General features: G+C 64.6%; 5 protein-coding genes. All 5 read left to right on the top strand.

The window, feature by feature from the left end; genetic code table 11:
- The first annotated feature begins 158 nt into the window (after positions 1 to 158).
- The 5 genes from AAFP05_RS09095 to argS all read left to right on the top strand — a co-directional run bounded on the left by AAFP05_RS09095 (position 159) and on the right by argS (position 6,465).
- Positions 159 to 1,157, top strand: a complete 999-nt coding sequence (locus AAFP05_RS09095; RefSeq protein ID WP_341729542.1) for a hypothetical protein — start codon at positions 159 to 161, stop codon at positions 1,155 to 1,157.
- A gap of 32 nt (positions 1,158 to 1,189) precedes the next feature.
- A complete protein-coding gene (locus AAFP05_RS09090; RefSeq protein ID WP_341729541.1) occupies positions 1,190 to 2,236 on the top strand; it encodes a C40 family peptidase in 1,047 nt (348 codons plus the stop codon).
- Positions 2,237 to 2,343: 107 nt separating this feature from the next.
- On the top strand, positions 2,344 to 4,017 hold the full coding sequence (pgi, locus tag AAFP05_RS09085) for a glucose-6-phosphate isomerase (RefSeq protein WP_341729540.1): 1,674 nt from the start codon (positions 2,344 to 2,346) through the stop codon (positions 4,015 to 4,017).
- A 68-nt stretch (positions 4,018 to 4,085) separates the two neighbouring features.
- Positions 4,086 to 4,727, top strand: coding sequence for an ElyC/SanA/YdcF family protein (locus tag AAFP05_RS09080; protein WP_341729539.1), 642 nt, complete (start codon positions 4,086 to 4,088; stop codon positions 4,725 to 4,727).
- 103 nt (positions 4,728 to 4,830) lie between these two features.
- On the top strand, positions 4,831 to 6,465 hold the full coding sequence (gene argS, locus AAFP05_RS09075) for an arginine--tRNA ligase (protein WP_341729538.1): 1,635 nt from the start codon (positions 4,831 to 4,833) through the stop codon (positions 6,463 to 6,465).
- The last annotated feature ends 43 nt before the right edge of the window (positions 6,466 to 6,508 follow it).

The raw sequence follows: 6,508 nt of genomic DNA, 5'->3' as shown, positions 1-6,508 counted from the left end.
CCTCAGCGGGGCCGACGCCGGCCGGCCGCAGACCTCAGCAGCCCACCCCTGCAGCCGCCTGCCAAGAACTTTCTTCAGAGATTTCCCAGACAACTTGAGTTCTCCTGAGAAAATCCTTAAGCTGCTTCTCAGGAAGCACGCTAACCACGGGAGTATCAGTGACAGCACGCCGAGCAATTCTCGACCCGGGCACTGAGTTCGACGACACCATTGCCGCTGCATTCGCCGAATCGTCCGCCCGTCGAGGGGTCACCGAAGGGCCCAGCATCGTCGATGATGCACCGGTCAGCGTAGCCGCTGCGCGGCGGGCGATCTCGGCACCCATCAACTTTGAGCCGGACGACGCCCTCGTCGGCACCCGGCAGCTGCCCAAGATCACTGCCACAGTCTCAGCGAATACCGCAGTCAAGGGCCAGCGGCTCCGCCGGGGGCTCTTCGGTGCCGCCGCCGTCGCCACCGCGTCTGCGATACTCATCGTCCCAAGTGCGGTCAGCACCGTCACCGCGCAACCGTTGCCGACCAGCGAGACCCCGATCTCGCGCAGCCTTGATCGCAACGAGATCGCGGTCAACCCGGTTGAACTGGCGAACACCAAGGCATCTGCCGAGGCGGAGGCCGCCCGCCAGGCCGAAGAAGCCCGCCTGGCCGAAGAGGCTCGTCAGGCAGAGGAAGCCGCCCGGATCGCCGAGGAAGAGCGTGTCGCCGCCGAGCAGGCCGCCGCAGAACAGTCGGCAGCCCAGGCCACCCAACAGACCGGCTCGGGGTCGAGCGCCCAGACAAGTTCATCGAGTTCAACGGTGGCAACCGGTGGCAGTTGCTCATTCGACGGTTCCGGACTCGGACTGACGGCGACGGCGTACTCGACTTTCCAGGCCGTCTGCGCGCAGTTCCCCGGTGTCACCTCCTACGGCGGCTGGCGCAACGCTGCCGATGATCATGGCTCTGGCCAGGCAATTGACATCATGATCAGCGGCGATGCCGGCTGGCAGATCGCTAACTGGCTGGTGGCCAATTCCAGCTCGCTGAACGTCGAATACGTCATCTATCAGCAGAGCATGTGGGGGAGCTGGAGCCCCAGTGCAGGCTTCACCATGATGGAAGATCGCGGTTCGGTCACCGCGAATCATTACGACCACGTGCATGTCACGGTACGCTGACCAAGGCACATCGAAACCTTAAGGATTGATAAATGAGCGCACGAAGGGCACTGCTCGAGCCGGTCGTCGACATCACGGACAGCGTTGAGCAGTCCTGTGCGCGGCGCGCCCTGTCGACGCCGTCCGTGGAGCTCGTGGACGACACGCTGCTCAGCGTGTCCGCCGTGCGGGCCAGCCGGGCGATCGATGCACCGCTGAGCTTCGAACCGGATGAGCCGCTGACCAGCACCCGCCAGCTGGCCGCCGTCACCGTTGTCACCAAGGCCAAACCGCGCGGCCTGCACTCCCGCCTGCAGCGTGGCCTGATGGGTGCAGCCGCAGTGGCGACAGCCAGCGCAGCGCTCATCGTCCCCAACCTGTCGAGCACGGTGACCGCCGCTGAGCCAGATCTGCTGGACACGGCCCCGATCTCCCGCAGCAGCGACCGCAATCTTCTTGTCGATCCGGTGACCGAGCAGGACGCCCGCCAGGCCGACGAAGCCCGTCAGGCTGAAGAGGCTCGTCAGGCGGAGGAAGCTCGTCAGGCTGAAGAGGCCCGCCAGGCCGAGGAAGCTCGTCAGGCGGAGGAAGCTCGCCAGGCTGAAGAGGCCCGCCAGGCGGAGGAAGCTCGCCAGGCCGAGGCGGCCGCTGCCGCTAGTGCCCAGGCAGCCCAGGCCACCCAGAGTTCCAGCACGAGCACTTCCACCTCATCGTCCGCTACCGACACCGCCGCTATCGCAAGCTCGGCCAGCAGCACCGCTGCGGGCGCCGTCTCGGTGGCGATGGCCCAGGTCGGTGCACCCTACTCCTGGGGGGCAGCCGGACCGAGTTCTTTTGACTGCTCCGGCCTGATGGTCTACTCCTACTCGGCGATGGGTGTCAGCCTGCCGCGTACCAGCGAGGCCATGATGTCTGCGGGCTCGGCCGTCTCGTCGACCTCTGCCCTGCAGCCCGGAGACCTGATCATCTCTTACGGTGGCGGTCACGTCGGGATGTACATCGGCAACGGCCAGATGGTACATGCGGCGGACTACGGCATCGGCGTCATCGTGAGCAGCATCAGCGGCTATGACATCACCGCGATGCGTCGGGTCGCCTGAGCCTGCTCCAAGGACCACACGACGCCAGCGCTTCAGCGCAGCCGCCCAGCGGGAATTTCCCGCTGGGCGGCTCCCATAGGCGGGCGACGAACCCCTAAGCTTGCCGTATGCGTACTCCCGTTGATGCGACTACCGTTCCCGCCTGGGCCGACCTCGCCCGGCTGCATGACGATCTGAATGTTGACTTCCGTGCCTGGTTCGCCGATGATCCGGGTCGCGCCCAGCGCTTCTCGCTCACTGCCGCAGATCTCTATGCCGATCTCTCGAAGAATTACCTGACCGATGAGATCCGTGACGCTCTCGTCCGGCTTGCTGAGCAGGTCGATCTGTCCGGGCATCGCGCCGCCATGTTCGCCGGTGAGCGCATCAACACCACCGAGAACCGCTCCGTGCTGCATACTGCGCTGCGGCTTCCCAGAGATGCGTCACTGGTGGTCGACGGGGTCGACGTCGTCGAGCAGGTGCACGAAGTGCTCGACCGCATGTACGCATTCGCCAGCCAGATCCGTTCGGGTGAGTGGGTGGGCATCACCGGTAAGCAGATCCGCACCGTCATCAATATCGGCATCGGAGGCTCGGATCTGGGCCCGGTGATGGTCTACGAGGCACTCAAGCCTTACCATCAGGCCGGCCTCGAATGCCGCTTCGTCAGCAATATCGATCCGACCGATATCTATGAGGCCACTCACGATGTCGATCCCGAGACCGTGCTGTTCATCGTGGCATCCAAGACCTTCACGACCTTGGAGACCATGACCAACGCCCGGATGGCGAAGAACTGGCTGCTGAACTCGCTCCAGACCGCAGGCATCATCGGCAGCGATGACGATGCCCGGGCCGAGGCCATCCGCCGGCATTTCGTTGCTGTCTCGACGAATCTCGAGAAGGTCGCCGAGTTCGGCATTGACCCGCAGAACGCGTTCGGATTCTGGGATTGGGTCGGCGGGCGTTACTCGGTCGATTCGGCCGTCGGACTGTCGGACATCATTGCGATCGGGCCGGAGAACTGGCAGAGCGTCCTGGCAGGTTTCCATGCCATGGACGAGCACTTCCGCACCGCGGACTTCCACGAGAATCTGCCGGTACTGATGGGCCTACTCAACGTCTGGTACAACAACTTCTACGATGCTCAGTCGCACGCCGTGCTGCCCTACGCGCAGTACCTGCATCGTTTCGCCGCCTACCTGCAACAGCTCACCATGGAGTCCAACGGCAAGCGCACCCGCTGGGACGCCACGCCGGTGAACGTGCAGACCGGTGAGGTCTTCTGGGGCGAGCCCGGTACCAACGGGCAGCATGCCTTCTATCAGCTGATCCATCAGGGCACCAAGGTGATTCCCGCGGACTTCATCACGACCGTGAATCCCGCGCATGCGCTGCGCGAGGGCGGCACGGACGTGCATGCGCTGTTCCTCTCGAATTTCTTCGCGCAGACCGCCGCGCTCGCCTTCGGCAAGACCGCTGATGAGGTGCGTGCGGAGGGCACGGCGGAGGAGATCGTGGAGGCGCGAGTCTTCCCGGGCAACAAGCCGACCACCTCGATCATGACCGCCGAGCTCAGCCCGCGGATCGTCGGTGAGCTGATCGCTCTCTACGAGCACATCACCTTCGTCGAAGGCGTGGTCTGGGGCATCAACTCGTTCGACCAGTGGGGCGTTGAACTGGGCAAGAAGCTCGCCACCCAGATCGCGCCCGCGGTCAGCGGGGACGACGAGGCTCTGGCTCGCCAGGATCCCTCCACCCAGAATCTCATCGGCTTCTACCGCGAGCACCGGCTCTGAGAACTCGGTCCCTCGCCTCCACAGGAGAGTCCGTCCTGCCATCTTGACGACTCACGTAGGGTGGGCGCATGCGCAAACTCTGGCGCGCGCTGCTCGCCCTACTGTTGATCGGCCTGCTCATCGTCGGCGGTCCCTGGGCGGTGATCCATGCACTTGCTATCGGACGTACCTGGACCAGCGCCGACCAGGTTCCCACCCGCGATGTCGGGATGGTGATGGGCGCGGCCACCGTGAACGGCCGGCCATCGGGGTATCTGCAGGCGCGCCTCGATCTGGCGCTGCAGCTGTGGGAGCAAGGCCAGATCAGCGTCTTCATCGTTACCGGAAGTACCGGTGACGATGAGCCGGCCGTGATGCGCAACTATCTTGAGGAGCACGGCGTCGATCCGCTCGACATCGTCGAGGACGAGGGCGGCAATTCGTCCTATTCGTCGTGCGTGCGCGCCAAGGAGATCTTCGGGGTGGACGAACTCACCGTCATCTCGCAGAGCTATCACGTGCCGCGTACGGTGGCGACCTGCCGGATGGTCGGGGTGAACGCGATCGGCGTGGGCGACGAGACGGTCAAGAACGACGCCTGGGGCAGCTATGAGCGTCGCGAGTTGGCCGCCAACATCAAGATGATCTACGACGTCTTGGTGAAGACCGATGTCGGCACCATCTACGACGACCCGTCGGTGCAGGAGGCGCTGGCCCGGCTTGGCAAGTGACCTGGGCTCGTGCGTTAGACTGCCCCGCGCTTTTCACCCGATCCGTTGCCCGCGAACGGGGACGATTCCTGCCGGTATCACCAGAGGTGCGACAATGATCAACATGTCTTCACTGCCGTCGGTTCTCTCGCAACGGATCGAAGCGGTCGCCGGGGCCGATCCGGAACTGCGTCCAGCCACCAAGCCGCAATTCGGACACTTCCAGTCGAATATCGCACTGCGCCTGGCCAAGCAGGAAGGCGCGAAGCCGCGCGATGTCGCGCAGCGCATCGTCGACGCTCTCGGCATCGAGGACCTCTGCGAGACCCCGGAGATCGCAGGGCCCGGCTTCATCAACTTCCGATTGCGTACGGACGTGCTCGCGCGCGCCGTCAACGAGCAACTGGCCGACCCGCAGGCCGGCATCGTCCAGACCGACGACCTGAAAACGGTCGTCATCGACTACTCGTCGCCGAACGTCGCCAAGCAGATGCACGTCGGGCACCTGCGATCCACCATCATCGGCGATTGCTTCAACCGGGTACTGAGCGCGCAGGGACACCACGTCATCGCGCAGAATCACATCGGTGACTGGGGACGCCAGTTCGGCATGCTGATCGAGCAGGTCGTCGATGAAGGACTCGATCTGGGCAGCTTGGATCTGCCCGGGGCCGAGGCACTCTACCGACGGGCCAACGCCCACCTCAACGAGGACGAAGCCTTCGCCGAACGGGCCCGCGAGCGGGTCGTGAAGCTGCAGTCGGGCGATCCTGAGACCAGGACGGCCTGGCAGCGTCTGATCAAGATCTCGCTGGCGGGGTTCAACCGCACCTATCGGCGGATGAATGTGCTGCTCACCGACGACGACGTTGCGGGGGAGTCCACGTACAACGAGTTGCTGGGCCCGGTGGCCGACGATCTGGAAGCCCGGGGCATCGCGGTACGAGACTCCGGCGCCTTGGTGGTCTTCGCCGCCGGCTTCGATGCCCCGGCGATCATCCGCAACTCGGCGGGAGGCTATGGCTACGATGCCACCGATGTAGCGGCGATCCGCCACCGAGTCAACGATTTGGGCGCGCAGCGCATCATCTACGTCACCGATGCCCGTCAGGCGAACCACTTCAGGCTGGTCTTCGCCGTCGCCAAGATGGCCGGCTATCTGCCGGACGACGTTGAGGCCCAGCACGTCGGTTTCGGGATGGTGCTCGGCCCCGGCGGCACTCCGATCAAGACCCGCGACGGGGGCACCGTCACCTTGGAAAGTCTGCTGGACGCGGCGGAGGAGCACGCGTCCCCCGACGTAGCGCTGGCGGCGATCAAGTACGCCGATCTGTCCAACAGCCTTCAGAAGGATTATGTCTTCGACGCCGAGCGAATGACCCAGACAACCGGTGACACCGGCCCCTATCTGCAATACGCGCATTCGCGCTGCGCGGGGATCCTTCGGGAGGCTGCGGCCCGCGACCTGACCTGGAGCCAGGTGGGCGTCCTCAATGAGCCGGCCGAGCAGGAACTCGCCTTGTGGCTGACCCGTTTCGGCGAGAACGTGCAGGTGGTGTCGGACGACCTGACCCCGCACAAGCTGTGTACCTATCTCTTCGAGCTCGCGACCAAGTTCTCGTCGTTCTACGAGAAATGCCCGGTGCTCAAGAGCGACGGCGAGGTGCGGACGTCGCGGTTGGCCTTGGTGGCGGCCACCAAGCAGGTGCTCGCCCGCGGGCTCGACCTGCTCGGCATAGTGGCCCCCGAGCGCATGTGAACTGAGCGTGAGTTACAGGCTGAAGATACCTAGCTCGAACGAA

The sequence above is a fragment of the Brooklawnia sp. genome (genome assembly GCF_032229645.1).
Classification (GTDB): domain Bacteria; phylum Actinomycetota; class Actinomycetes; order Propionibacteriales; family Propionibacteriaceae; genus Brooklawnia.
This window is presented reverse-complemented; position numbering and strand designations above follow the sequence as displayed.